General features: G+C 39.4%; 2 protein-coding genes and 1 tRNA gene. All 3 read right to left on the bottom strand.

All coding sequences use genetic code 11. From position 1 onward, the window contains the following. Positions 1-57: 57 nt before the first annotated feature. Positions 58-140, bottom strand: a tRNA-Leu gene (locus tag BN338_RS04790). A gap of 115 nt (positions 141-255) precedes the next feature. Beyond that, positions 256-876 carry a 2,3-bisphosphoglycerate-dependent phosphoglycerate mutase gene (locus BN338_RS04795; protein WP_039759577.1) on the bottom strand — a complete coding sequence of 207 codons (621 nt, stop codon included), beginning with the start codon at positions 874-876 and terminating at the stop codon, positions 256-258. Positions 877-899: 23 nt separating this feature from the next. After that, a partial coding sequence (locus BN338_RS13050) for a dihydrodipicolinate reductase C-terminal domain-containing protein (RefSeq protein ID WP_039759578.1) occupies positions 900-1017 on the bottom strand: 118 nt, incomplete at its 5' end.

The following is a 1017-nucleotide window of genomic DNA, read 5'->3' on the forward strand; positions in this document are numbered from 1 at the left end:
AAAAAGCAGCGAATCAAATAAAAAATTATATGTTTCAATATGTTAAATAAATAAAAATGGTGCCCGGAAGGACTCGAACCTCCACGCCTTGCGGCACAGGTACCTGAAACCTGCGCGTCTACCAATTCCGCCATCTGGGCTTATAAAAATCATCTAAGCGTGTGAAGCAATTCTGTCAATTAAAATTATAGAATTTATTTTCTCTGTTTAAAACGATTGAATTAAACTTGAAGGGAGCGTCATGGTTTTGAAAGTTTAAGGGGTGATGATTGTCTTTGAGTAAATGGTTGAATCTGGATTAAAGGTGTAAATAATAGGAATGCCGGTCGCTAATTCTTGAGATATAATTTTTTCACTGTTTAGACCTTCAAGCGCCATGATAAGAGCACGAAGAGAGTTTCCATGTGCTGCGATCAAAACAGTTTGAGAGCGCAAAATATGAGGTTGAATATGGTAAAGATAATAAGGCCAAATACGTGCTCCAGTATCGCGTAGGCTTTCTCCATTAGGCGGCGCAATCGTATAGGAACGGCGCCACATTTGTACCTGCTCTTGCCCCCATTGTTGGCGCATTTCATCTTTATTTAAACCAGAAAGATCACCATAATTACGTTCATTCAATGCGGGGGTTTTGATCACTTCTAAATTTGATTGTCCCATTTGCTCTAAAATGTGCTGAGCCGTTTTTTGGGCACGCTGTAAGGCAGATGTATAAGCGATATCAAACTCTAAACCAGATTCTTTCAGTTTTTTTCCTGCTGCTATCGCTTCTGCATGACCTTTTTCTGTTAAATCAGGGTCTTTCCAACCAGTAAAAAGATTTTTGAGATTCCATTCGCTTTGTCCGTGACGGATGAGTACAAGTGTGCGTCCCATGATGAATTGCCTCGATTGATTGTTTAAAATTGATCGTTTAATCCTAAGACATCAAGCATTGAATAAAGACCTTTTTCATGATTTTTTGCCCACAAAGCTGCTTTTAATGCGCCATTGGCAAAGATGGAGCGTTCTTGCGCT

It is taken from the genome of Bartonella queenslandensis AUST/NH15, assembly GCF_000312585.1.
GTDB classification, from domain to species: domain Bacteria; phylum Pseudomonadota; class Alphaproteobacteria; order Rhizobiales; family Rhizobiaceae; genus Bartonella; species Bartonella queenslandensis_A.